This is a genomic window from Phycisphaerae bacterium, from assembly GCA_017999985.1.
Classification (GTDB): domain Bacteria; phylum Planctomycetota; class Phycisphaerae; order UBA1845; family Fen-1342; genus JAGNKU01.
Genome location: JAGNKU010000011.1, coordinates 1 through 23,480, shown reverse-complemented (window position 1 = coordinate 23,480; position 23,480 = coordinate 1). Strand labels below are relative to the sequence as shown.

The window sequence follows — 23,480 nt, the reverse complement described above, 5'->3', positions numbered from 1 at the left end:
CGTCCAGCCCTGCAAAATAGCACGCTCCGGATTGTAAGCAGGCAAGTGGGCGAGGTCGAGTCGGCGCGCCGACGACCTCAGTCAGCACACCGGCTGCCAGTCGATGATCTTCAGCTCGACCTTGCGCTGGTTGTTCCACTCGTTGATGATCGGCTCGAAGGCCAGGCGCAACCGGCGCTGCTCGGCCAGCTCGGCGACCTGCGGGCCGGCCCCGAACGCGATTGCCTTGCGGTAGGTCGGGCCTTGCCGGACGGTGAGCTGCACGTGCGCGCCGTTCTGCCCGACGACGCGCGGCTGATCCACCAGCTCAACTTCCGTCGTCGCCAGCCGCGGGCGCTGATTGCCGGTGCCGAACGGGGCCATGCTCTGAATGGTCTGCACCACGTCCGTGGTCAAGTCCGCCAGCGCGACCGCGTCGTCCAGTTGCAGGCGCGGCTGCAGATCACGCGGCGTCAGGCGCTTCGCGGCCTCCGCCTGGAACGCTGCGGTGAACGCGTCGAGTTGCTCCGCCCGCAGGCGCACACCGGCGGCCATCGCGTGCCCGCCGTGGCTGAGCAGGTGGTCCGCACAGCATTGCAGGACCTCGTGGAGGGGGAAGTGGCGGACGCTGCGCCCCGAGCCCTGGCCCAGGCCATCCTCCAGCGCGATCAGCATGGTTGGCCGGTGGAAGCGCTCGACCAGGCGCGACGCCACGATGCCGATGACGCCAGCGTGCCAAGCCGGGCTGGCGAGGACGATGCCGCGACAGCTTTCGCGGTTGAGGCCGCGCTCGACGACGAGCGCCTCGGCTTCCTTGACGATCTGCCGCTCGACCTCCTGGCGACGCCGGTTCTCGGCATCCAGTGTGGCGGCGATCTCCTGGGCGCGGGCCGCGTCCGCGCGGGTGAACAGCTCAACCGCCAGGCGGGCGTGGCCCATCCGGCCGATGGCATTGAGGCGCGGTGCGAGGAGGAACCCGACATCGTAGTCGTCGTAGCTCTTCTTGCCGGTGAGGTTGGCGACGGCGATGAGCGCCCGCAGGCCGGGGTTGGCGCTGTGCCCGAGATGGCGCAGGCCGAAGCTGGCGATGATGCGGTTTTCGCCGGTGAGCGGCACCACGTCGGCAATGAGCCCGAGCGCGGCGAAGGCGGTCGCATCGAGCAGGTAGTCGCGGAAGGCGGACGACACCCGCGCGGCGCCGGACATGCGCTGCGCGAGCGCCCAGCCGATCTTCAGGGCCACGCCAGCGCCGGACAGATCGGGATTCGGGCTGTCGCCGCACGCGGTCGGATGCACCACGCAGTCGGCCGCGGGCAGTTCCGGGTGGCGCTCGTGATGGTCCGTGATGATGAGTTCAAGCCCGAGTTCACGGGCGCGCCGGGCCTCTGCCACCGCGGTGATGCCGCAGTCGACGGTGATCAGGAGCTGGGCGCCGTCGGCGGCGATGCGCGCGAGGGCGTCGGCATTCAGGCCGTAGCCCTCGTCCAGCCGGCTGGGGATGTAGAAGCTCACATCCGCGCCGGCCAGCTTCAGCCCGTGCCAGAGAATCGCCGTCGCCGTGATGCCATCCACGTCATAGTCGCCGTAGATCACGATGCGGCGCCGGGCGCGCACGGCGGCGGTCAGCCGCTCGGCGGCCGCGACGGCGCCGGGCAGCGCCTCTGGCGGCCGCAGCGCTTTGAAATCCGGCGCGAGGAAAGGGCGGACGTCGCTCACCTTTTCGACGCCGCGCAGCAGCAGCAACTGGGCGACGAGCGGTGCGACGCCGGCGGCGGCCGCCAGCCGGTCGCGCTCCGGATGTGGCGGAGCGACCAGCCATTCACGGGCTGTGCGTTCGCGGGCGATCGTGCTTCCTCCATGCGTGCGCGGCCCCGACCGCCGGAGCTCAGTTGGCGGCCAGGTACCGTTTCAACAGCACGCCGTAGCGCTTGGCGATTTCCGGCGTGATCTTCTCGCGATCGGTCCAGACGGCCAGGTCGAGGCCGGTATGGATGGAGCCGGGTTCGAGCGGCTTGATCGCGTAGGCCTCGATCGCGGCCCGCATGAGGGTCATGGCGTTGAGCGTCGCGGCCTTGAGGTGGCCGATGATTTCCTGGAGCACGGCGTTGCGGCTCTTGTCGGGCGCGTGCGGCCGCCAGCAATCGTAGTCCGTGACGAGCGCGACGAGGGCGTAGGACAGCTCGGCCTCGCGGGCGAGCTTGGCTTCGGGCATCGCCGTCATGCCGACGATGTCGCCGCCCCACGCGCGGTGCATTTGCGACTCGGCGACGCTGCTGAAGGCCGGGCCTTCCATGCAGACGTAGGTGCCGCGGCCGTGCACCGTCGTTTCGACCTGGCTGGCGACGGAGAGCAGCAGGGCGCGCAGGTCCGGGCAGAACGGTTCCGCGAACTCGACATGCACGGCGAGACCCTCGTCGAAGAACGTGGGCGTGCGGCGGCTGGTCTTGTCGATGACCTGGTCCGGAATGACCAGCTCACGCGGATTGAGGTGCTCGCGGAGCGAACCGACCGCGCCGCTGGCGAGCACGTGGGTGACGCCCAGCGACTTCAGGGCGTAGATGTTGGCGCGGTAGGGGACCTGGGCGGGGCTGCACACGTGGCCGTCGCCGTGTCGGGCCAGCAGGGCCACTTCGGCGCCGTGCCACTTCACCACCTGGATGGCGTTGCTGGGGCGTCCGTACGGTGTGTCGATCTCGTAGACCTTTGCGCCGCTGACGCCGAAAAGCGTTTCGCCGAGCCCTGTGCCGCCGATGATGCCAATCATGCCGTGCTCTCCGTGGCACGACCCAGGCAGCAGTGCGGCGGGCCGTGCCGGGGGCCATTATAAAGCGGCGCGCAGGTTGGACGCGAGCCGACAAGACCCGACAGGTGCCGGCTTTCGGCTGGCGGGCTTCTTGCGACATAATGGGCACCGACACAGGACTCAGTGAGGTGACGAGCCGTGGCAGATGCGTTGGTGCTGACAGGCGTGACGAAACGATACGGGCGGTTCACGGCCGTGGACGACTTCAGTCTGCGTCTGCCCACGGGCGAAGTGCTGGGGTTCCTGGGGCCGAATGGCGCGGGCAAGACGACGACGCTGCGGATGGTGATGAGCATCATCTATCCGGACAGCGGGCAGATCGAGGTGTTGGGCCATTCGCGGGCGTCGGAGGTGAAGGACCGAATCGGCTATCTGCCGGAGGAGCGCGGGCTGTACCGCAAGATGACCGTGGAGGAGACGCTGAATTACTTCGGGCGGCTCAAGGGGCTGCGCGGGCACACGCTCCACGAACGGATCAACGAGAGCCTGGAGCGCATCGGTCTGCAGGACTGGCGCCGCAAGCGTGTCGAGGCCCTGTCAAAAGGCATGTCGCAGAAGCTCCAGTTCACCAGCGCGATTCTCCACCGGCCGGAGCTGGTTATCCTGGACGAACCGTTCTCGGGGCTCGACCCGCTGAATGTGGACCTCCTGGAGCGCATGCTCGCCGAACTGCGGCGGGCGGGGGCCACGGTCGTCTTCTCGACGCACCAGATGAACCAGGCCGAGCGGCTGTGCGATCGGATCGTGCTCATCAACCGCGGGCGCAAAGTCGTGGACGGCTTGCTCACGGAAATACGCGAGCGCTTCGCGACCCGGGTGTTGGAGGTTGACGGCCGCGGGGCGCTGGATGACCTGGCGCGGTGTCCAGGCGTCGCCGCGGCGCAGATCACGGCCGGACATGCGCGGCTGGAGCTGGCCGACGATACCGACCCGAACGCGGTGCTCGCGCGGGCCATGCAACTGGCCCGCATTTCGCGATTCGAGATCCAGCGGCCGGACCTGCAGGAGATCTTCGTGAAGCTGGTGGGGAGCGACGGACAGATGCCGGTGCCCGCCGGGCGCCAGGAGGCGGTCCATGGATAAGGTCTTTTCCGTTGCCCGCCGGGAGTTTCTGGCCACGGTGCGCACCAAGGCGTTCGTGCTGAGCGTGGTGCTGATGCCCGGGATCATCGTCGGGGCGATTTACGGCAGCGAGTGGGCGGAACGGGTCGGGCGCGAGGAGACGCGCGCCGTGCGGCGCATCGCGATCGATGATCAGACCGGAGTGGTCCTGCCGGAGTTCCTGCAGCAGGTCGCGGCGTACAATGCCGAGCGGCCGAACCAGCCGCTGGAGATCGAGCCGGTATCCGGGGCGGCCGCGGAGACGGAGGCCCTGGCGGCGCGGGTGCAGCGCGGCGAGCTGTACGGATACATGCTCATTCGGCCGGATGCCATCGCGCTGGACGGGCAAGGCTGCACGGTGGCGCGGAAGGACAATCAGCTCGAGACCGGGCGACGCCTGGAGCAGATGATCAACGAGGCGGTGTACGCGGTGCGCTGCCGCGACGCGGGCCTGGACCCGGCCCAGATCGCGCGCCTGCGGCAGGGCGTGCCGATCGTCTGGTCGGATGCTCAGACGGGCAAGGCGGTGGGCGTGAACCCGGTGTTCCAGTTCCTGACGCCGTTCGCGTTCATGTTCCTGCTGTTCATGGGCACCTTCGGCATCAGCCAGGGGTTGCTGACGACGCTGATCGAGGAGAAGGGCTCGCGCGTGATCGAGGTGCTGTTGTCGGCCGTGAGCCCGCTGCAACTGCTGGCGGGTAAGATCCTCGGTACCGTGGCGGTGGGCTTTCTGCTGATGGCGGTCTGGGGCGGGGTGGGGTTCGCGAGTGCGCAGAAGTACAACGTGGGTGAGCTGGTCACCGCCTACCGCCTGCTGGTCGCGCTGGCGTACTTCGTCCCGGGCTTCCTGCTGATCTCGTCGCTCCTGGCGGCGATCGGCTCGGCGTGCAACGAGCTGAAGGACGCGCAGAGCATGGTGTTCCCGCTCTCGCTGATCACGATCGTGCCGATGGTCATGTGGTATTACCTGGCGGAGCACCCCCAGTCCATCATCAGCGTCGTGGCGAGCTACATCCCGCCGATCACGCCGTTCGTGATGATCCTGCGGGTGTGCGCCGATCCGCACACGCCGGCGTGGCAGGTCGTGAGCACGCTGGGCCTGCTGTGGCTGAGCGTGCTGGTAACCATGTGGGCCGCCGCGAAGGTTTTTCGCGTGGGCGTGCTGATGTACGGGAAGCCGCCGTCGGTGCGGGAGCTGGCCCGCTGGGTCCGGTACTCGTGAGCGCCTAGTCCGCCGGCAGGCGGCGGATGGAGTTGATCAGCACGTCTTCGACGGGCACGTCGGAGAAGCCGCTGCGGGACTCGGTTTCGACCGCGGCGATGGCATCGACCACATCCAGGCCGGCAATGACCTCGCCGAAGACCGCGTAGCCGTCCTCGGATACGCCGCCGGGGTCCAGATCGCTCTGGCCATCGCCGCCCGCGATATTGTCCTTGTGGTTGATGAAGAACTGGGACGTCGCCGTGTCGGGGGCGCTGAGGCGTGCCATGGCGATGGTGCCGCGGACGTTGGACAGGCCGTTGTCGGCCTCGTTGACGATGGCCGCGCGGGTGGCCTTCTGCACCAGGCCGGGCTCGAAGCCGCCGCCCTGGATGACGAAGCCCTCGATGACGCGGTGGAAGATCGTGCCGTCGTAGAACTTGTCGTCCACGTACTGCAGGAAGTTGTCGACGGTGATCGGGGCCTTTTCCGGATTCAACTCCAGGTCGATGTTACCCAAGCTGGTGGCGATGCGCACCTTGCGATCACTGAGGCTCGGGTCGCGCACCGTGACCTGCGCGCGGTCGGTGACCTGGTGGCCGTTGGCGTCAGTGACGGCGAGCTCGAAGAGCAGGATGTTGGTGCTGTCCGGGTCATATGCGGGGGCGGTGAACGTGGCCTGGGCGGTGTCGGCGGCGTTGAGGGTGACGGACGTGCCCGAGACCTGGCGCCAGGCATAGCGCAGGTTGATGCCGGTGCTGGCGGAGCCGTCCAGGGTGATCAGGGTTCCAGGTACGGTCTTCTGATCGTTGCCGGCGTCGGCGACGGGGCGCGCCGGGGGCGACGTGTCGGTCCCGTAGTTCGGGTCGGCGGCGACGGCGATGGCGACTTCGGCGCGGCCGACGGCGCCGGCCTCGTCGGTGGCGGTCACGATGAAGCGCAGCGTCTGGCGCGCGGGCAGCGACGGAGCCGTGAAGCTCGCGCTGGCCTGGTCGGGGTTGGCGATGCGCACGCCCGCGCCCGCCGACTGCAGCCAGGCATACTGCACAGCGCCCTGCGCGCTACTGTTCAGGGTGGCCTGCAGACTGACCGTCTCTCCGATGGTGGCGGCGGAGGGTGCGGTGGCGGTGACGGCCAGTGTGCCGCGCTCCGGCAGTTCGGTATCGTTCGGGTCTTCGATTGGGGGACAACCCAGCGGTCCCAGGGGGGCCAGCGCAAGCATGGCCGCGGCCAAGGTCACGAATTTCAGCACGGCGAAGTCCTCCTTAGGCGCCGGTACAGACTGTGCCATCCATGGCAACTCACGCATCCCATTATACGGGGTAACCAGGCGGCCCGCAGCGCCCCCGCGACGACTAATGCCCGGCGTCGCGGTACTCCTCGAGCCAGGCCATCTGGATGGCCTCCAGCTTACCCTCGCTGCTGGCGCGCGGATCGTCCGCGAAGTCCGGTAAGGCGCACACCCAGGCATGCAGATCGGTGAAACGGACGCTCAACGGATCGACATCGGGGTGCTGCTCGCGCAGTCGCAGCCCCAGTTCCTCCACGTCTGCCCAGGTCAGCTTGGACGGCATTGATCCACCTCCACGTCGTGCGCCCCGTGGCCGCGGCCCGCGGCTTGCCGGGCCGCGCGGGGCTCCTATAATCGGGCATTGTTCGGGCGCATCCCCGCGCCGTTTCGCGCGCCGCCCAGCGCAAGGAGCACACGCTTGCCGCACTATATCACCCACGCGTGTATTGGCCGAAAGGACGGAAGTTGCGTCGATGTTTGTCCCGTCGACTGCATCCACCCCCGCAAGGACGAGCCGGAATTCGCCGCCGCCGAGATGCTGTTCATTGACCCGGAGACGTGCATTGACTGCGGCCTGTGCGTCGACGAATGTCCGGTGAATGCGATCTTCAACGAGGACGATCTGCCCGAGGAGATGGAGCACTTCATCGCGCGCAACGCGGAGTACTTCCAGAAGAAGCCGGGCTAGAGACCGCGGCGGTCGCGGCGCCGGCAGATTCGCCGGCATACTCTTCGCCGCGGCGGGGGCGCTACGGGGTTTCCGCCGGCGCCGATTCCTCGGTCTCCGGCGCGGGCGCGGGCTCGGCTTCCTCTTCCGCGACCGGCAGCTCGCGCAGCGCAAAGTCCTGATTCACGGCCTTCTGCAGCAGCGGCACCCAGTTCTGCCACTCGACCTTCATGTTGGCCATCTTGAGCTTCTTCAACTGCTCGGCCACGGTCGGCGCCTTCTCCGGCTTGAGCAGGGCGGCCAGCAGCTCTTCGCCGCCAACGATCAGCCGCTCCAGCGCATTGCGCGTCTCGATCAGCTCGCGGCTGGAGGTCTTGTCGCGCACTTCGCTCAGCTTCGTCGCCGGCGAGGCGTATTCCTCGATCGCGTACTTCATCATCGTGGCCGCGACCACCGTGAGGCGCTGCCGCTCCGCGTCGTCCATGTTGCGCAACAGCGCCTGCGCGATGCGCAGGCCCGTGTCATCCGCCCCCAAGGCCGTTACCGTCCCCGCCGCGTACTGGCGGCTGCGGGCCTCCAGCAGATCCAGCACGGCCGCCACGTTGGCCTTCGGCTCGGGTGCCGACGGCAGCTCGGCGAAGTTCAGGGCGGCGTAGATCGTCTTCAGCGTGTCGCGCGATTTCTCCTTCTTGCCCGCCTCGCGCAGCGCTCCGAGCACCTTCTGCACGGTGTCCGCGCCGGCGGCGGCCAGCTTCGGCCGCAGGGTGCGCAGCCCGATCGCGCCGGCAGCCCGGACGCCGACCCGGTCGTCCTGGAGCGCATCGAGCAGCAGTGCCTGCGCTTCGATGACATTGAAGGCGTCGATTACAGCCAGCAGCCGGGTCGCGGCCACGGTGTCGGCCTTCTTGTACGCGGAACTCACCGCTTCCAGGCAGGCGGCGGCGTAGTTGCGAAGGAAGGCGTCGCTGCCCGCGAAAGCGGAGCGCAGTTCATCGGTCGCCGCCCGGGCGGCGCTGGCGTCGGTGCCGGCGATCTTCGTGACGCGCTCAGTCACAAAGGTGCGGATCTGGGCGCGGTCCTCGTCGTTCAGGTCGGACTTGGCTCCTAGGACGGCGATGCTGTCCGCCGGCTGTGCCTGGGCACCCAGGGGGCTGGCGAGGGCCGCCAGCATGAGCAGCGAGACGATGATTCGGGGAGTGGTCATCGAGTGCATCTCCGCAACGCGGTCGCGGGCCCGCCGGGGCCGGCTGCGCGGCATTTTAGCGGCGCACGTGCGCGCCGCCATCGGCCGCCGGCTGGATTTTCATTGACCCGGCCGTAGCCGGTGCTAGCCTAACATCCAGTGGCGACACGGCGGTTGGTGGCGGGAGGCCGGGCTTGACACAGCAGCACACGCGTCCGGACACGGTGGTTGAGCAGCGGACGGACTGTCTGCCGCCGTACCAGGTGATCCTGCACAACGACGACGTGAACTCGTTCGAGCACGTGATTCGCACGATCCTGCTGCTCACGCCGCTCAAGGAGCCGGAAGCCGTGGCGCGCACGATCGAGGCCCACGAGACCGGCAGCAGCATCCTGCTGGTGACGCACCGGGAGCGGGCCGAGCTGTACGTCGAGCAGTTTGCGTCGCGCAATCTCACGGTCACGTGCGAGCCCGACGCGTAGGGAGTTCACCACAGAAACACCAAGACACCAAGCGGGCGTAAGCGAGGGCCCTCAACCAGCCCTCAGTATCTTCGTGTTTTGGCGGTGTGTTGCGTCTATTCGACCGTCACCGACTTGGCCAGGTTACGCGGCTTGTCCACGTCGCAGCCGCGCAGCACCGCGGCGTGATAGGCCAGCAGTTGCAGCGGGACCACCGTGACGAACGGTTGCAGCATCTCGGGAACATCGGGGACGTACAGTACTTCCTCCGCCAGCCGCGTGATCGGCTGATCGCCCTGCGTGGCGATGGCGATGACACGTCCGCCGCGACTGCGCACCTCCTCGATGTTGCTGACGACCTTGTCGTACAGGTGGTCGCGGACGGCGATGACGACGACGGGCATGTCCGCGTTGATCAAGGCGATCGGCCCGTGCTTCATCTCGGCGGCGGGCAGGCCCTCGGCGTGGATGTAGCTGATTTCCTTCAGCTTGAGAGCGCCTTCGAGCGCGATTGGGTACTGTAACCCGCGGCCCAGGTAGAGCCAGTTGTTCGTCTCGACGAAGCGGGCAGTGATCTGCCGCGTCTGCGTGGTCAGTTCCAGCGTCTGCTCGATCGCGGTCGGAATCTCGGCCAGGGCGCGCAGATAGCGCAGGCAGTCGGCCTGGCTCATGTGCCGCCGCCGGCCGAGGAACGCCGCCAGCATCGAGAGCACGGTCAACTGGCCGACAAACGCCTTGGTGGACGCGACGCCGATCTCAGGGCCGACGTGCAGGTAGACGCCGGCGTCGGTCTCGCGTGCGATCGTCGAGCCGACCGCGTTGACGATGCCCAGCGCCATGGCACCGCGGTCTTTCGCCTCGCGCAGCGCGGCCAGCGTGTCGGCGGTCTCGCCGCTTTGTGACACGGCGATCAACACCGTGCCGTCCGAGATGAGCGGGTTGCGGTAGCGGAACTCGCTGGCGTATTCGACCTCGCACGGGATGCGCGCCATCTCCTCGATGAGGTATTTGCCGACCAGGCAGGCGTGCCAGGCCGTGCCGCAGGCAGCCAGGATGATCCGTTTGCAGCGCACGAGTTCGCGGGAGACGTTGGCCAGTCCGCCCAGCACGACCCGCCCCTCCTCGAGATCCAGCCGGCCGCGCATGGTGGTGCGCAGGGCTTCCGGCTGCTCGAAGATTTCCTTGCTCATGAAGTGCTGGTGGCCGCCGAGCTCGAGCTGTTCGAGCGTAAACTCGACCTCTTCCACTTCTTTCGTGACCGGTACCGCCTGCAAATTGGTCGTGCGGAATCCGGAACGCGTGATCTCGACCACCTCGTTATCGGACAGGTAGATCACCTGTGGCGTATGTTGAATAATGGCCGCCGCGTCGGAGGCCACCACGTACTCGCCCTGGCCGACGCCGATGATCAGCGGGCTGCCCCGGCGGGCCGCGACGATGGTGTCGGGCTCGTCGGTGTGCAGCACGGCGATGCCGAACGTGCCGCGGACTTCGCGCAGGGCCCGGCGGACGGCCTCGGCCAAGTTCCCGTCGTAGAAGTACCCGACGAGCTTGGCGAGGACCTCGGTGTCGGTCTGGCTGTTCAGGCGGATGTCGTGGCTTTCGAGGAACGTGCGCAGCACGCGGTAGTTTTCGATGATGCCGTTATGAACCAGCGCCAGCCGACCGCTGGCGTCGCAGTGTGGATGTGCGTTGATCTCCGTCGGGGCGCCGTGCGTGGCCCAGCGCGTGTGTGCCATACCGATGGTGGTGCCGTCGAGCTCGCCGCTGATCTTCTGCTCGAGGGCGGAGATCCGGCCGACGGATCGGCGGATCAGGAGCTTGCCGTTGCGAATGACGGCGATCCCGGCCGAGTCGTATCCCCGGTATTCCAACCGTTTGAGGCCCTCAGTAAGGATGGGCGTCGCTTCACGTTGTCCCAGATACGCAACGATTCCGCACATGCACGCTCTCCCGGGGGCCCGGCGCCCCGCCACGGCGCATAATATCCGCCCGTCAGCGGAGGCGGCAGGCGCATTTCCGGTCTATTTGCGGCCGGCACGCCAGCGCGCGGGGGCGGGCTGCCGATGTAAACATCGGCGCGATCGACGCCGAAGAGAAGGTAGTTCCGCGTTGCCGACGGCAACGCGCACACTGACTTACCGGCTGGCGCTGCGTTCGACTCGGACGGCGAACGCATTCCGCCGGCCAACCCCGAGGGTCGCATGCGATCCGTGCCCGATTCGTTGCTGCCGAAGAAGCTGGTTTCGCAGCTCCTGGAAGAGGATGCCGGGCTGCGTGACATCGTGGATGAATTCGTGCAGGGCCTTACGACGCGTCTGGCGGAAATCGAGGCCGCGCACGCAGAGATGGATTGGGAACTGCTCACTACGCTCGCGCACCGCCTCAAAGGCGCGTCGGGTTCGTATGGGTATCCGGACATCAGTCGCCTCTGTGCCGAAATGGAAGCGGCCTTCCGCGCCCATCAGGCGCAAGACTTCCAGGCCCGGCTTCGCCATCTCGCCGCGTTGACCAAGGCGGCCCGCGCCGGCTTGCAGGATGCCTGACGCGTGGCAGGTCGAGTGGATTTCCGCCGCATCGATCCTTATCATCGAAGTGTGACGTGGAACTGGGCGACAACTCCGCTGGTGCTTTGTGCGCTGTTGGCGTGCCCGACGCTCTGTTGGGATGGTGTGCAGGCCGCGCCGTGTGACCTTGAGGCGCCACACGACGACGAAGCGCCGCGGCCGTGTGCGGAGCACTCGTGTTTTTGTGACGGATCGGCGGTCCTGACTGCGCCGGCCCTCACGCCGGGTCTCACGACCGCGGCGTTCGCGGTCGTGACGCCGGCGGCGTCCGCTGATTACGAGCCCGCTCCGCGCGGCGCCGGGGCGCAGTGGGGCGCGCCCCACACCGGTCCGCCGGCGCCGGGCGCGCTGCTACCACTTCTGATCTGATTTCCCTGACCCACTTCAAGACGTGAGGGCGCCAGGCCCTCGGGTTTTGACTCGCGCCGGCCTGCGGGCTGCGCGGCATGGCTTCGCGACAGGGTCAGTGAGGATCCACCCTTTGGGACGCACAAGTATCGGGTTCGTGTCCGCGCTGGCGGTGACGCTCTGTGCCGGGTGCGCGGTGGTCGAGCCGCGGCCGGATTACGACCGCACCGCGAAGCACGTGACCGCCGCCACCGGGTACGTTTGGGGGCCGTGGCCGGACGACGAAGCTGTGGCGCGGCAGCGCGTCGGGGAATTGCTGCAAGACGGCCTGACGGCGGACGAGGCGGCGGAGGTCTGCCTCTGGAACAACCGCGCGTTGCAGGCCGCATTGTTCACGGTCGGCGCGGCGCGGGCCGACGTCGTGCAGGCCGGTCTGCTGTCCAACCCCACGCTGTCCATCGGCCTGCGCTTCCCTGACGCCGGTGGACTGGCGAATTTCGAGGCCGCGCTGGTCCAGAATCTCGCGGACTTGTGGCAGATTCCGGCGCGGCGGCGCGTGGCCGAGCGGGCCCTCGAACGCGGCATCCTCGATGTGGCGCACCAGGTCAGCACGGCCGTCCGGGACGCGAAGGGCGCCTACTGGCGGGCGCGTCAGGCCGACCGTCAGCGCGAGCTCGCGGCGGAGAGCGTGCAGGTCGCGCGCCAGGTTCTCGATCTCGCGCTCGCGCGCCAGCAGGCTGGCGCCGGCGGCGAAGTGGATGTGAACCTCGCGCGGGCCGAAGTGCAGGACGCGGAACTCGCGCTGCAACGTGCGGAATTGGCGGCCGTCGAAGCCCGGATCGAGCTGCTGACGCGGCTGTCGCTGACCATTGCGCCCGAAGCACTTGCGCTGACCGATTCGTTGCCCGAAACGGCGGTACAGACGCTCGACGACGACGCGCTCGTGGTCATGGCGGCCGATCACCGGCTGGATCTGCGGGCTGCGGCGCAGGTGGCCGAGGCGGCGGCGGCCCGCATCGTCGAAGAGCAACTCAAACTGCTGCCCACGCTGGAGGTGGGTGTCGGCCTCGAGCGCGCCGAGCGCCGGGCGCCGTCCGGGCGGAACATCCTGGCCGACAGCCTGCGCGCATCACTGGCAGAGGGTAAACCGCAGGTGGACATTGCGCCGAAAGAGCCGTCCGGCGGGCAGGACACGGTCATCGGGCCGACGCTCGGGCTGGAGCTGCCGATTTTCAACCAGAACCAGGGCGGCATCGCGCGGGCGCGGTTCGAGTATGAGCAGAGCCGGCGCCTGCTGGACGACCTGGCGGTTCAGGCTACCCAGGATGTGCGGCGCGCCGCGGCGCGGGCGCGCTCGGCGTGGGGCACCGCCGGCTATTACCGCGACGAGGTTCTGCCGTTGCGCACCGCGAGCCTCGAGTTGGCGCGGACCGCATACCAGGCCGGCCGCGCGCCGCTGCTCAGCGTGCTGGAGGTCGAGCGGGCGCTGCTGGCCGCGCGGCAGGGTTACGCCGAGTCGCTTGCTGCGGCGGCGACGGCGATCGTCGAATTGGAGCAGGCGGTAGGTTGGCCCGCGCGCGAGATCAGCGCGGGGCTGGGCGATGCCGCGGAGACAGAACGGATCGGTGTTTTGCCATGAACAGCATACGTAGTGGGCAGATTGTGCTGGGGCTGATTCTAGGCGTCGCGCTCGGCGCGGGTGGCATGTGGCGGTTCACGCGCAGCGCTGCGCACTCGCATTTAACAGATAGTTCCGCCGCGCACGTCGAAGACGAGTGCGAGCAGGAGCATGCGGATGAGCACGGTCATGATCACGAAGACGAGCACGCCGACGGTCCGCTGCTGCTTTCGGATCAGGCCGTGCGGGACAACGGCATCGAGGTCGTCGCGGCGGCGGGCGGCGAAATCGAGCTGACGCTGACGCTGCCGGGCGAGATCGTGCTGAACGCCGATCGCGTGGCGCACATCGTGCCGCGCGTCGCGGGCATCGTTCGCCGGGTGGACAAGAACCTCGGTGACGAAGTGGCAGCTGGTGAGGTCATGGCCGTGCTGGAGAGCCGCGAACTCGCCGAGGTGAAGGCCGCGTACCTGGCGGCGCAGCAGCGCCTGGCACTGGCAGAAGCCAACCAGAAGAGCGCGGCAGAGTTGCACGCCAAGAAGATCATGCCGGACCTGGAGTTCCTCACGATCGAAAAGGCGCGGGCCGAGGCCGAAATCGAATTCCAGGCGGCCGCCAACAAGCTGCACGCCTTGGGTGTCACCGAGCTGCGGCTTCAAGACACGGCCACGCAGGCGACGAGCCTCGTGCTCTACGAGCTGCAGGCGCCGTTCGCCGGCACCGTGGTAGACAAGCATTGTGCGCTGGGCGAAGTGCTCGACAGCACGACGGATGCGTTCGTCCTGGCCGACCTCTCGACGGTGTGGGCCACGATTTCCGTCTACCCGCAGGACGTGCCGCGCGTCCGCGTGGGCCAGCCGGTGCGGTTTCGGGCCGCCGGCGACGACGCGACGGCCACCGGAACGATCAGCTATCTGTCGCCCGTGGCGAACGAGACCAGTCGGACGGTGTCCGCCCGCGTGGACTTGCCCAACGCGGACCGGCGCTGGCGGCCAGGCATGTTCGTGACCGCGACGATCTCGCTGGATCGCGTGCCGGTGCCGGTGCTGGTGCCGCGCGCCGCGCTCCAGAGGGTGAAGGGCGCGCCGGTGGTGTTTGTCGCGGAGGGCGCCGGTTTTGAGCCGCGCGCCGTGTCCATGGGGCGTGAGAACGGCACGTGCGTCGAGATCGTGGACGGACTGCGGCCCGGCGAGCGGTACGCAGCGCAGGGCGCAGTCATGCTGAAGGCCGAGCTCGGCAAGCGTGAAGCCGTGCACGAGCATTAGGGCGGCGGCGCGGTTTGGAACGGGTGTGTGAATCATGATCAGTCAGCTACTGCAGTTCGCCATTCAGCAGCGCTACCTCATGGTGGCGCTGGCCATCGGCGTCGCCGCGCTTGGCATCTGGAACTTCACCCGCCTGCCGATTGACGCCGTGCCGGACGTCACCAACAAGCAGGTGCAGATCAACACCGGCGTCACCGGTCTGGCGCCCGTCGAGATCGAGCAGCAGATTACCGCGCCGATCGAGTGGGCCATGCAGGGCATCCCCGGCGTCGAGGAGATTCGCTCGGTCTCGTTCTACGGCGTGTCACAGGTGAGCGTGATCTTCGACGACGACGTGGACATCTACCGCGCGCGTCAGCTCGTCAGCGAGCGGCTGTCCGAGGCGAAGGAGAGCCTGCCGGCCGGCGTCGGTACGCCGCTGCTCGGGCCGATCTGGACTGGGCTGGGCGAGATCTACTTCTGGAGCGTGGATGCTGTCGGCCCGAAGCCGGATGGCACGGAATATACGCCGACGGACTTGCGCACGATCCAGGACTGGATCGTCAAGCCGCAACTGCGCTCCGTGCCAGGCCTCACCGAGGTGAACAGCATCGGCGGCTACGAGAAGCAATACCACGTCACGCCGGATCCGCTGCGCCTGATGGCCTACGGGCTCAGCTTTCGCGACGTGCTCACGGCGCTGGCCGCGAACAACGCCAACGTCGGCGGGGGGTACATTGAGCATGCCGGCGAGCAGTACACGATCCGCGCGACCGGCCTCATCCAGACCATGGACGACATCCGCAATATCAAGCTCGGCACGCAGGATGGCACGCCGATCTACGTCAGGGACGTGGCGGAGGTGGCCCTGGGCCAGGAACTCCGCACCGGCAGCGGCACGGCCAATGGGCACGAGGCGGTCGTCGGCACCGCGATTCTGCTCTACGGCGAAAACAGCCGGACGGTGGCACACCGCGTCGCGCAAAAGATTGCCGACGTAAACAAGGCGCTTCCGGAGAATGTGCAAATCACGACGCTCTATGACCGGAGCTACCTGGTCGACGCGACGCTGCACACGGTGCGCGACAACCTGACCTGGGGGGCGGTGCTGGTCATCGCCGTGCTGTTCCTGCTGCTCGGCAGCGTGCGGGCGGCGCTCGTCGTGGCGCTCACGATCCCGCTCTCGCTCCTGTTCGCGATCACGGGCATGGCCCAGAACCACATCAGCGCCAACCTCATGAGCCTGGGAGCGATCGACTTCGGGATCATCATTGATGGGACCGTGGTCATGGTGGAAAACGTCATCCGCCGGCTCGGGCTGCGCCAGCGTGAGCTCGGCCGGCGACTGACGCGCCCGGAGCGCCTGCAGCTCGTGCACGAGGCGGCCAGCGAGGTACGCCGGCCGACGCTGTTTGCCGAGCTGATCATCATGATCGTGTACTTACCGATCGTGACGCTTACCGGGATCGAAGGAAAGATGTTTCGCCCGATGGCGCTGGTGGTGTTGCTCGCGCTGACCGGGGCCGTGCTGCTGACGTTCACCGTCGTGCCGGCGCTCATCGCGCTGGTGCTGGGTGGCCGGGTCGCCGAGCGCGACATGTTCCTCGTCCGCTGGGCGAAGGCGATCTATCGTCCGGTCGTCGAGTGGGCGGTGCGGCTGCGGTGGCTGGTGGGCGGTGGGGCGGCGCTGGTCGTCGCGGGGGCGCTGCTGCTCGCGACGCGGATGGGCAGCGAGTTCGTCCCGCAGCTCAGTGAAGGCGCGCTCGCGCTCCAGCCGACGCGCATGCCGAGCATCGCGCTGACCACCAGCCTCGAGATGCAGGAGCGCGTCGAGCAGACGCTGCTGCGGGAATTCCCGGACGAAATTGCCGCCATCTTCGCCCGCACCGGCACATCCGAAGTGGTCACCGACGTGTGCGGCCCGGAGGTGTCGGATACCTACATGCTGCTCAAGCCGCGCGACCAGTGGAAACGTGCGCGGACGCAGGAAGAGCTCGCCGAGGCGATGGAACGCGTCGTCCGCGACCTGCCCGGGCAGAACTATGAATTCAGCCAGCCAATCGAGCTGCGCATGAACGAGCTGATCGCCGGCGTGCGCAGCGACCTGGCGGTCAAGATTTATGGCGACGATCTGGGCACGCTCCTGGAGTGCGCCGCCCGCGTGGCCGGCGAACTGCGCGCGATCGCCGGTGCGGCGGACGTGAAAGTCGAGCAGATCGCGGGTATGCCGATGATCACCATCGATATCGATCGGGCGGCGGTGGCGCGCTACGGTCTGAACGTAGCCGATGTTCAGGACGTGGTGGAGATTGCGCTCGGCGGCGTCGAGGCCGGACAGGTGATGGAGGGCGACCGGCGGTTCCCGCTCGTGGTGCGGATGCCGGAAGACCTGCGCCGCGACATCCGCGCGATCGGCGATCTGCCCGTGCCGCTGCCAGCTCGCGCAGCCGGCGACCACGCCCTGGCCAGCGCGGACGGCGGGGGCGTGCGCGCCGGTCTTTCCGCCGGGTATGTGCCGCTTGCCAGCCTGGCGCGCATCGAGACCGGTGAAGGGGCGCGGGCGATTCGGCGGGAGGACGGCAAGCGGCGGGCAGTGGTGCAGTGCAACGTCCGCGGCCGCGACCTGGGCGGGTTCGTCGCCGAGGCGCAGCAGCGCATCGAGCAGCGGATTGGGCGGCTGCCGGAGGGGTACTGGCTCGGTTGGGGCGGGCAGTATGAAAACCTGGTCGCCGCCCGCCAGCGGCTCGTGATCGTGGTCCCGCTTGCGCTCGGGCTGATCTTCGTGCTGCTGTTCGCGACGTTCAACTCGGTGCGCCAGGCGCTGCTGGTCTTCACGGGGGTGCCGCTGGCGCTGACCGGCGGCGTGCTGGCCCTGTGGCTGCGCGACATACCGTTCTCGATCTCCGCCGGCATCGGGTTCATCGCGCTGTCCGGTGTCGCGGTGCTCAATGGCCTGGTGATGGTGAGCTTCATCAACCAGTTGCGGCGGGAAGGTGCGGGCCTGCACGAGGCGATCGTGCGGGGCAGCCTGACGCGGCTGCGGCCCGTGCTGATGACGGCGCTGGTCGCGTCGCTGGGTTTTGTACCGATGGCGATTGCGACGGGTACGGGTGCGGAGGTGCAACGGCCCCTCGCGACCGTGGTCATCGGCGGCATCATCAGTAGCACGCTGCTGACGCTCGTTGTGCTGCCGGCGCTGTGCGGCTGGCTGCTGGACCGCCGCACCGGCGCGGCGGCAGCGCCGCAGACTGGATAGGGCAGACGTGATAACCGTCCGGCGCAGAACAGGAGGGCGAGGCTCCGGCTGAGGCTCGGCTCGGCCGGAAGTTCGCCCTCCCTGGATCACGCAGGCGTTTCGAAACGGCTCTAGCCACCGCCGGCCAACAGTTGCACGAACGGGTTGATGTCGCGGAAGTCAACGACACCGTCGCCGTTGATGTCGGCGGTCAGTGGGTCGCAGTCGGGGTAAGCGGCGGCGTATGCGGCCGGGTTGGTCAGGGCCAGGATGAACACGTTGATGTCGCGGAAGCTGACCTCACCGTCGCAGTTCACGTCGCCGGTGATGAACCGCACGCGTGGCGCGACCTCCGCCGCGGCGCCCTGTCCTGGCGAGGTCGTACCGAAGATTACGCCGCCGGTTTGGACGGAATAGGCCGGATCGAAGTAGATCTCGAGTCGATCGCCAGCGTAGTTGATCTGAGCCCCGTATTGGGGCGCGTGCGGCGCAAGGCGCTGGAAGAGGGCCTGGCAGATGATGGGCCCGTCAGTTTGGAGGTTCAGCTCCGTGGCCGAGACCTGCGCCGTCAGTTCGCCCACGTCGGTGATGATGCCGGCGGTGAAGATGGCGGGCTGCTGGGCGTAGTCGAGCGGGTCGAAGAACCCGTTGTAGGCCACGACGCCCAGGTCGATCGCCTTGCAGAGCACATAGTCGGGGCTTTCGCCGGTGGCCCCGGGGTTGAACCGCACGCGAATCGGGCGGATCGTTTCGAGGTGCACCTGGAGGCCGGCCGGCACGAGCGGTGTAATAGCGCCGATGCGCGGATCGGTCACGCTCTCGAGCGCCGCCATGACGAGGTCGCGTTTGACCTCGGCCGGAATCCCCGGCGGGACGATGATCGGCGGTACGGGGATGGTGCCCCACGTGCCGTCGGGATTCAGAATGTGGATGTCGGCCGTCACGACGGCCGGAAACACGTTGGTCGGTGGGCCGAAGCGCATGTAAGCATCATGCCCAGCGGCGGCACAGAGCGGTGGGAACTGCAGGCTGAGGATGGTGGCCCACACAATGGGCAGCCTGTGAATGAAACGCGACATGGGATGCTCCTTAACAGGGCGCGTACGGGATGCGCGTCGTCTGAACGGCACGGTGCTGTTCTCTAGACGGCCCGGCGCTGAATGCAAACGCCGGTCTCAACGGCCCGCGGCCCGAACGCGGATTTCAGTTAGGCAATAGACGGCTGGCCGGCGGATTTGACGCTGCGTTTCCTGCGCGGCGGCAAACGCGCGTGGGGGACTTCACGGGCGGGACGCAGGTGTCACAGATGGCAGGGCTGGAGATCTGCCCTCGCGCGGCTCAGCGGGAGCTCAGCCCCCTGGACGGGGATCTTCACCCTCCAGGACGGGGGTATCGCCCTCCCGGACGGGAGCGTCGTCCTCACTGGTCAGCGGTTGGCAAGACTGAAGGTGCGTTCGATGAAATTGGTGTCGACGTTGCCCTTGACAAAGTCCGCCTGCTCCATGATCGCCGCGTGCAGGGGGATCGTCGTCTTGATCGGCCGCACGACGAACTCGCCCAGCGCACGGCGCATCGCGTTGATCGCGTCGGCGCGCGTTGGCCGATGCACCAGCAGCTTTGCGATGAGCGAGTCATAGTACGGGCTGACCGTGTAGCCGGCGTAGACGTGCGTGTCGAGGCGCACGCCGGGGCCGCCCGGGGGGATGAACTCCTGCACCGGGCCGGGGCACGGCCGGAAGTCATCGTCCGGGTTCTCGGCGTTGATGCGGCACTCGATCGCGTAGCCGCTGTGCTGGATCTGCTCCTGCCGGAGCTTGAGCGGCTCGCCGGCGGCGACGCGGATCTGCCACTGCACGATGTCCTCGCCGGTGACGAGTTCGGTGACCGGGTGTTCGACTTGGACGCGGGCGTTCACTTCCATGAAGTAGAAATTCTCGTCCTGGTCGAGGAGGAACTCGCAGGTGCCGGCGGAGTAGTAGCCGGCGGCCTTCGCGAGGCGGACCGCGGCGTTGCAGAGCTTCTCGCGCGTGCGGGCGCTGATGTGCGGCGAGGGTGATTCCTCGACCAGCTTCTGATGGCGGCGCTGCAGCGAGCAGTCGCGCTCCCAGAGGTGGACGACGTTGCCGCGCCGGTCGCCGAGGAGCTGGACCTCGACATGGCGCGGTCGCTCGATCAGCTTCTCGATATACAGCGTGCCGTCGCGAAACGCCGCCTCGGCCTCAGCGCGCGCGTGGCGGAAGCCGGAGCGCAGTGAGGCTTCGTTATGGGCGGCGCGCATGCCGCGCCCGCCCCCGCCGGCCGCGGCCTTGATCATGACGGGATAGCCGATCTTGGTGGCGAGCGCGACGGCGTCGTCATCGGTGTCGATGGTGCCGTGGCTGCCGGGGACGAGCGGGACCTTCGCCTCGCGGGCGAGCTTGCGGGCGGCCACCTTGTCGCCGAGCTTCTGCATGGCTTCGGCGCTGGGGCCGATGAATTCGATCTTGCAGTCGCGGCACATCTGCGCGAACTTCGAGTTCTCGGCGAGGAAGCCGTAGCCGGGGTGGACGGCCTGCACGTCGGCCAGCTCGGCGGCCGAGATGATCGCGGCGGCGTTGAGATACGACTGGCCGGGCGACTCCGGCCCGATGCAGATGGCGTCGTGAGCGAGCTTGAGGTACGCCGCGTCGCGATCGGCGCGCGAGTACACCGCGATGGCCTCGATGCCCATGTCACGGCAGGCGCGGATGACGCGGAGCGCGATCTCGCCTCGGTTGGCGACCAGGATTCGGGTGAACATCCGCACCCCGCTTCGGGTTAGGCCGGTGCGACGGCGAACAGCGGTTGATCGAACTCGATGGCCTGCGCGTTCTTGGCCAGGATCTTGGTGATGCGGCCGGAGACTTCGGCCTTCAGCTCGTTGAAGACCTTCATCGCCTCGATCAGGCACACGACCGTGTTGGGCTCGACGAGCGTGCCGATGTTGACGAAGGGAGGCGATTCCGGATCGGCCGCGAGGTAGAACGTGCCGACCATCGGCGAGCGGATCAGGATCTCGTTGTCGGCGGCGACCGGTGCCGGGGCGGCCAGCGCGGCCGGACCGGGATTGGCCGCCACGGTGTGAACCACCGGCGGCGCAACGGCCACGGGAGGCTGACCGCGGCGCAGCAGGATGTGCGACTCGCCTTCGCGCAGTTCCATGCGGCTCAGGTCGTTCTCGACCATGAGCTCGATCAGGCTCTTGATGTGCTTGATGTCCATGGGCAATCTCGCGGCGCTGCCGCCGTTGGTTTCTTCGCCGGTTTTCTTGGTCTGGCTCATGTGAACTCGACCGGCAGGGACGAGAGCACTTCGTAACCGGACTCGGTGACCAGCACGTCGTCCTCGAGCCGGACACCACCGACGCCGGGGAGATAAATACCCGGCTCGATGGTGATCACCATGCCGGGCTTGAGTACATCGACGGAGGTCTTCGCCACGCGGGGGGATTCGTGGGCGACGACGCCCAAGCCGTGCCCGAGCCCGTGATTGAACAGCTTGCCGTAGCCGGCCTTCTCAATAATCGCGCGGGCCACGTGGTCCACGTCGCGGGCCTTGATGCCGGGGCGCACGGCCTCGATGGCGCGGTCGTGCGCTGTGCGCACGACATCGAACACCGCCCGCATTTGGGGCGGGATGCTACCGAGCCATACCACACGGGTCAAGTCGCTGCCGTACCAGTTGACGCGCGCGCCCCAGTCGATGAGGAGCACTTCGTTCTCGACGAGCTGGCGATCGCCAGGCTCGTAGTGCGGCAGCGAGGAGCTGGGCCCGACGGCGACGATGGACGGGAAGGTTTCGCCCTGGGCGCCGAGCTTCTGCATCTCGTACACGAGCTGGGTCGCGATCTCGCGCTCCGTCTGACCGGGTTGCAGCCAGCGGCGGACCTTTTCGAAGGCGGCCTCGGCCACATGGATCGCGGCCCGCAGGCGCATGACCTCGCTGCTGTCCTTGCAGGCACGGTACGGCGTCACGAGGCCCTCGGCGGGGACCAGCTTGATGCCCGTCGCGAGCTTCTTCAAGGCGTTGAACTCGCTGACGGTCATGTGGCCGGGATTGAAGCCGAGTCGCTTGACCTTGCAGTGGCGGACTTCCTTGATGGTCTCGTCGGGGGAGCGCTTCTTGCGGAGGACTTTGCGGGCGTAGGGGGCCTCGATGCTGGCAGCTTCGTCGAAACGTCCATCGGTAAGGAGCACAACAGCGCGTTGGGTGAACAGGACGGCGCCGTCCTCGCCGGTGAAGCCGGTCGCCCAGTATTGATCCATGCGTTCCTGGATGAGATAGCCGTCGAGCTTGCGGCGGGTGAGTTCCGCGCGTAAGTTGTTGAGACGTAAAGAATAAGGTTCCGGGGGCAGGTTGTGGGTCTTGGTCATGGCTGCACGGGCTCCGTGGTTGGATGCTGCACTTAGGCCTTGCCCATTGTCCGCGCTAGCCGAGCACTTTACCGCGGGACGCGGCGGATTGCCAGATGTCCGCGAGCGCGCGGCCTGGAATCGGTTTGACCAGGTGTTAGGCGCCAGGTAAACTACAGGGCTCGCGTCAGGAACCTCCCGGCGCGCTTGGCGTGTGTGCAACGTGTGCATGGAAATGAGGGTGTCATGGCCCGGAAATGCTATTTCACCGGGAAGAAGACGATCTTTGGTCGGTCGATCGCGCGGCGTGGCAAGGCGAAGTACCTGGGCGGCGTCGGGCGGAAGACCACCGGCATCAGCGCGCGGCAGTTCAAGCCGAATATCCAGCGGGTGCGGGCGCTGGTGGACGGCCGGGTGACGCGTATTCGCGTGAGCGCGAAGGCCATCCGGATGGGCCTGGTTGTGAAGCCCGTGAAGCGCGACTGGGTGCCACCGACACCGTCGGCCCCGGAGGCGTAGCGCGGAGGGACGGTGATGGCCGGCGGGATTGATGCGGCCCAGGTGCGGCACATCGCGAAGTTGGCGCGGCTGAACCTCAGTACCGAAGAAGTGCGCGTGTTCGCCGGCCAATTGGGTGAAATTCTCGCCTATTTCAAGCAGATCGAGGGTGTGAACACGGACGGGGTGGAGCCGTTGGTGCACGCCCTGCCGGTGACGGACGTGCTCGCGGATGATGTGCCCGGGGCGACGTACGCGGATGGTGAGGCGCTGCGGAACGCCCCAGAGCGGGAGGACGCCTTTTTCAAAGTGCCGGCGGTGCTGGAGCCGGGTTCGGGGGCGTAGGCGCGACGGTGTGCGTGGCGATCACGCCAGCGGAACGGGCGCGCGACGCGGGCGGGAGTGCGTGAGCGCGGGTGGAAATGTGTGACCGCGGGCGGGGATCTGCGAGTGGGGGCGGGAACTTGTGAGCGCGGGTAGTACGGTGCGAGCGCAGGTGGGGATGCGCGATTGCGAGTAGGGATGCATGAGTGCGGCGGGAGTCCGTGAGTGCGGGCAGGTAGGGGGGCGGATCGTTACTGGAGGTGGCCGCGTGTGGCGGCGTGCGCTGTGCGGTGCCGCGTGCGCCGCGTGGTGCGGCCTACGCCGTGCATGCGATTCGTGCCTCCCCGGTGCGGTGTTCACTGCGCGGTTTGCCGTGTGTGGTGTGGTACGGCGTACACCATGTCTGGCGCGCTTTTCGCGTGCACATGGCGGCATGGGCCACGGCATTTCCGTGATATGCAGGTGGCGAAGCTTGACAGCGGCCAGATGGGCGGTAGGCTTACATTGCGATTGCGGGGTAGAGCAGTTGGTAGCTCGTCGGGCTCATAACCCGGAGGTCGCAGGTTCGAGTCCTGCCCCCGCTAGTTGAA

21 protein-coding genes and 1 tRNA gene are annotated in these 23,480 nt (G+C 67.7%); 12 read left to right on the top strand and 10 right to left on the bottom strand.

Going from position 1 to position 23,480, the window contains the following annotated elements:
* Positions 1-81: 81 nt before the first annotated feature.
* Both recJ and mtnP read right to left on the bottom strand, forming a co-directional pair.
* Positions 82-1,722 carry a single-stranded-DNA-specific exonuclease RecJ gene (gene recJ / locus KA383_14745; GenBank protein MBP7747373.1) on the bottom strand — a complete coding sequence of 547 codons (1,641 nt, stop codon included), beginning with the start codon at positions 1,720-1,722 and terminating at the stop codon, positions 82-84.
* Positions 1,723-1,864: 142 nt separating this feature from the next.
* Positions 1,865-2,743, bottom strand: coding sequence for an S-methyl-5'-thioadenosine phosphorylase (gene mtnP, locus KA383_14740; protein ID MBP7747372.1), 879 nt, complete (start codon positions 2,741-2,743; stop codon positions 1,865-1,867).
* Between the two features lie 177 nt (positions 2,744-2,920).
* On the opposite strand from mtnP, the gene KA383_14735 reads away from it, so the two are divergent.
* Both KA383_14735 and KA383_14730 read left to right on the top strand, forming a co-directional pair.
* On the top strand, positions 2,921-3,865 hold the full coding sequence (locus KA383_14735; protein ID MBP7747371.1) for an ATP-binding cassette domain-containing protein: 945 nt from the start codon (positions 2,921-2,923) through the stop codon (positions 3,863-3,865).
* Positions 3,858-5,105: an ABC transporter permease gene (locus tag KA383_14730; protein ID MBP7747370.1), complete on the top strand. Its 1,248-nt coding sequence runs from the start codon at positions 3,858-3,860 to the stop codon at positions 5,103-5,105. The genes KA383_14735 and KA383_14730 overlap by 8 nt, the downstream gene beginning before the upstream one ends.
* A 4-nt stretch (positions 5,106-5,109) precedes the next feature.
* On the opposite strand, the gene KA383_14725 is transcribed toward KA383_14730, so the two are convergent.
* Both KA383_14725 and iscX read right to left on the bottom strand, forming a co-directional pair.
* Complete coding sequence (locus KA383_14725) at positions 5,110-5,652, bottom strand: peptidyl-prolyl cis-trans isomerase (GenBank protein MBP7747369.1); 543 nt, start codon at positions 5,650-5,652, stop codon at positions 5,110-5,112.
* Between the two features lie 787 nt (positions 5,653-6,439).
* On the bottom strand, positions 6,440-6,658 hold the full coding sequence (iscX, locus tag KA383_14720) for a Fe-S cluster assembly protein IscX (protein MBP7747368.1): 219 nt from the start codon (positions 6,656-6,658) through the stop codon (positions 6,440-6,442).
* A gap of 135 nt (positions 6,659-6,793) precedes the next feature.
* Here iscX and KA383_14715 point away from each other — a divergent pair, with 135 nt between their 5' ends.
* Positions 6,794-7,063 carry a ferredoxin family protein gene (locus tag KA383_14715; protein ID MBP7747367.1) on the top strand — a complete coding sequence of 90 codons (270 nt, stop codon included), beginning with the start codon at positions 6,794-6,796 and terminating at the stop codon, positions 7,061-7,063.
* Positions 7,064-7,124: 61 nt separating this feature from the next.
* On the opposite strand, the gene KA383_14710 is transcribed toward KA383_14715, so the two are convergent.
* Positions 7,125-8,246 carry a hypothetical protein gene (locus KA383_14710; GenBank protein ID MBP7747366.1) on the bottom strand — a complete coding sequence of 374 codons (1,122 nt, stop codon included), beginning with the start codon at positions 8,244-8,246 and terminating at the stop codon, positions 7,125-7,127.
* A gap of 173 nt (positions 8,247-8,419) precedes the next feature.
* Between KA383_14710 and KA383_14705 the strand changes: the two genes are divergently transcribed.
* Positions 8,420-8,707 (top strand): ATP-dependent Clp protease adaptor ClpS, encoded by a 288-nt coding sequence (locus tag KA383_14705; protein ID MBP7747365.1) that lies wholly within the window; start codon positions 8,420-8,422, stop codon positions 8,705-8,707.
* A 95-nt stretch (positions 8,708-8,802) separates the two neighbouring features.
* On the opposite strand, the gene glmS is transcribed toward KA383_14705, so the two are convergent.
* Positions 8,803-10,629 carry a glutamine--fructose-6-phosphate transaminase (isomerizing) gene (glmS, locus tag KA383_14700; protein ID MBP7747364.1) on the bottom strand — a complete coding sequence of 609 codons (1,827 nt, stop codon included), beginning with the start codon at positions 10,627-10,629 and terminating at the stop codon, positions 8,803-8,805.
* Positions 10,630-10,890: 261 nt separating this feature from the next.
* Between glmS and KA383_14695 the strand changes: the two genes are divergently transcribed.
* The 5 genes from KA383_14695 to KA383_14675 all read left to right on the top strand — a co-directional run bounded on the left by KA383_14695 (position 10,891) and on the right by KA383_14675 (position 17,719).
* The gene (locus KA383_14695; GenBank protein ID MBP7747363.1) at positions 10,891-11,232 is read left to right on the top strand and encodes an Hpt domain-containing protein; all 342 of its coding nucleotides are present in this window, start codon (positions 10,891-10,893) and stop codon (positions 11,230-11,232) included.
* 3 nt (positions 11,233-11,235) lie between these two features.
* The gene (locus KA383_14690; protein MBP7747362.1) at positions 11,236-11,622 is read left to right on the top strand and encodes a hypothetical protein; all 387 of its coding nucleotides are present in this window, start codon (positions 11,236-11,238) and stop codon (positions 11,620-11,622) included.
* A gap of 112 nt (positions 11,623-11,734) precedes the next feature.
* Entirely contained in the window at positions 11,735-13,240 is a 1,506-nt protein-coding gene (locus tag KA383_14685; protein ID MBP7747361.1) for a TolC family protein, read from the top strand.
* Positions 13,237-14,484 carry an efflux RND transporter periplasmic adaptor subunit gene (locus KA383_14680; GenBank protein ID MBP7747360.1) on the top strand — a complete coding sequence of 416 codons (1,248 nt, stop codon included), beginning with the start codon at positions 13,237-13,239 and terminating at the stop codon, positions 14,482-14,484. Before KA383_14685 ends, KA383_14680 begins: the two co-directional genes overlap by 4 nt.
* A gap of 34 nt (positions 14,485-14,518) precedes the next feature.
* Positions 14,519-17,719: a CusA/CzcA family heavy metal efflux RND transporter gene (locus KA383_14675; protein MBP7747359.1), complete on the top strand. Its 3,201-nt coding sequence runs from the start codon at positions 14,519-14,521 to the stop codon at positions 17,717-17,719.
* A gap of 110 nt (positions 17,720-17,829) precedes the next feature.
* On the opposite strand, the gene KA383_14670 is transcribed toward KA383_14675, so the two are convergent.
* The 4 genes from KA383_14670 to KA383_14655 all read right to left on the bottom strand — a co-directional run bounded on the left by KA383_14670 (position 17,830) and on the right by KA383_14655 (position 22,089).
* On the bottom strand, positions 17,830-18,777 hold the full coding sequence (locus tag KA383_14670; GenBank protein MBP7747358.1) for a hypothetical protein: 948 nt from the start codon (positions 18,775-18,777) through the stop codon (positions 17,830-17,832).
* 347 nt (positions 18,778-19,124) lie between these two features.
* Positions 19,125-20,477: an acetyl-CoA carboxylase biotin carboxylase subunit gene (gene accC / locus KA383_14665; protein ID MBP7747357.1), complete on the bottom strand. Its 1,353-nt coding sequence runs from the start codon at positions 20,475-20,477 to the stop codon at positions 19,125-19,127.
* 17 nt (positions 20,478-20,494) lie between these two features.
* The gene (gene accB, locus KA383_14660) at positions 20,495-20,938 is read right to left on the bottom strand and encodes an acetyl-CoA carboxylase biotin carboxyl carrier protein (GenBank protein MBP7747356.1); all 444 of its coding nucleotides are present in this window, start codon (positions 20,936-20,938) and stop codon (positions 20,495-20,497) included.
* A 56-nt stretch (positions 20,939-20,994) separates the two neighbouring features.
* Positions 20,995-22,089: an aminopeptidase P family protein gene (locus KA383_14655; GenBank protein ID MBP7747355.1), complete on the bottom strand. Its 1,095-nt coding sequence runs from the start codon at positions 22,087-22,089 to the stop codon at positions 20,995-20,997.
* Between the two features lie 225 nt (positions 22,090-22,314).
* On the opposite strand from KA383_14655, the gene rpmB reads away from it, so the two are divergent.
* The 3 genes from rpmB to KA383_14640 all read left to right on the top strand — a co-directional run bounded on the left by rpmB (position 22,315) and on the right by KA383_14640 (position 23,474).
* Positions 22,315-22,587 (top strand): 50S ribosomal protein L28, encoded by a 273-nt coding sequence (gene rpmB, locus KA383_14650; GenBank protein MBP7747354.1) that lies wholly within the window; start codon positions 22,315-22,317, stop codon positions 22,585-22,587.
* Between the two features lie 15 nt (positions 22,588-22,602).
* Positions 22,603-22,911: an Asp-tRNA(Asn)/Glu-tRNA(Gln) amidotransferase subunit GatC gene (gene gatC, locus KA383_14645; GenBank protein MBP7747353.1), complete on the top strand. Its 309-nt coding sequence runs from the start codon at positions 22,603-22,605 to the stop codon at positions 22,909-22,911.
* Positions 22,912-23,401: 490 nt separating this feature from the next.
* Positions 23,402-23,474 (top strand) — tRNA-Met (locus tag KA383_14640).
* Positions 23,475-23,480: the final 6 nt, after the last annotated feature.

Coding starts and splice junctions, on each gene's coding strand:
- mtnP (MBP7747372.1), bottom strand. CDS start 2,743: ATGATTGGCATCATCGGCGGCACAGGGCTCGGCGAAACGCTTTTCGGC.
- KA383_14730 (MBP7747370.1), top strand. CDS start 3,858: ATGGATAAGGTCTTTTCCGTTGCCCGCCGGGAGTTTCTGGCCACGGTG.
- iscX (MBP7747368.1), bottom strand. CDS start 6,658: ATGCCGTCCAAGCTGACCTGGGCAGACGTGGAGGAACTGGGGCTGCGA.
- KA383_14710 (MBP7747366.1), bottom strand. CDS start 8,246: ATGACCACTCCCCGAATCATCGTCTCGCTGCTCATGCTGGCGGCCCTC.
- glmS (MBP7747364.1), bottom strand. CDS start 10,629: ATGTGCGGAATCGTTGCGTATCTGGGACAACGTGAAGCGACGCCCATC.
- KA383_14695 (MBP7747363.1), top strand. CDS start 10,891: ATGCGATCCGTGCCCGATTCGTTGCTGCCGAAGAAGCTGGTTTCGCAG.
- KA383_14680 (MBP7747360.1), top strand. CDS start 13,237: ATGAACAGCATACGTAGTGGGCAGATTGTGCTGGGGCTGATTCTAGGC.
- KA383_14675 (MBP7747359.1), top strand. CDS start 14,519: ATGATCAGTCAGCTACTGCAGTTCGCCATTCAGCAGCGCTACCTCATG.
- KA383_14670 (MBP7747358.1), bottom strand. CDS start 18,777: ATGTCGCGTTTCATTCACAGGCTGCCCATTGTGTGGGCCACCATCCTC.
- accC (MBP7747357.1), bottom strand. CDS start 20,477: ATGTTCACCCGAATCCTGGTCGCCAACCGAGGCGAGATCGCGCTCCGC.
- accB (MBP7747356.1), bottom strand. CDS start 20,938: ATGGACATCAAGCACATCAAGAGCCTGATCGAGCTCATGGTCGAGAAC.
- KA383_14655 (MBP7747355.1), bottom strand. CDS start 22,089: ATGACCAAGACCCACAACCTGCCCCCGGAACCTTATTCTTTACGTCTC.
- rpmB (MBP7747354.1), top strand. CDS start 22,315: ATGGCCCGGAAATGCTATTTCACCGGGAAGAAGACGATCTTTGGTCGG.
- gatC (MBP7747353.1), top strand. CDS start 22,603: ATGGCCGGCGGGATTGATGCGGCCCAGGTGCGGCACATCGCGAAGTTG.